Genomic DNA, 300 nt, shown 5'->3' on the forward strand with positions numbered 1-300 from the left:
AGCACGTACACCTGGGTGTTGGCGATCGGACGGCCGATCGGAATGCCGCGCGCACCGGCCGGCACTTCATCAATCTCGTAGGTGGTGGCGAAGGTCGTGGTCTCGGTCGGGCCATAGCCGTTGAGCAGATGCCGCGGACGGCTACGCGCCAAGACCTTGCGCACCACCTGCGGGTCGAGCGCGTCACCACCGACGATCAGGTAGCGCAGGCCGCCGAAGGCCGGCGCCAGCGCGTCGGCGTACTGGTTGAACAGCCCCACCGTCAGCCACAGCACCGTCACCCCTTGTTGCCGCAGCGCC

1 protein-coding gene is annotated in these 300 nt (G+C 68.3%); it reads right to left on the reverse strand.

What is annotated here, in order from left to right; translation table 11 throughout:
• The coding region (locus RUGAMON1_RS32735) for an AMP-binding protein (protein ID WP_445234438.1) at positions 1-300 on the reverse strand (300 nt) is incomplete at both ends.

The organism is Duganella rhizosphaerae, from assembly GCF_040364205.1.
Lineage (GTDB): Bacteria > Pseudomonadota > Gammaproteobacteria > Burkholderiales > Burkholderiaceae_D > Rugamonas > Rugamonas rhizosphaerae.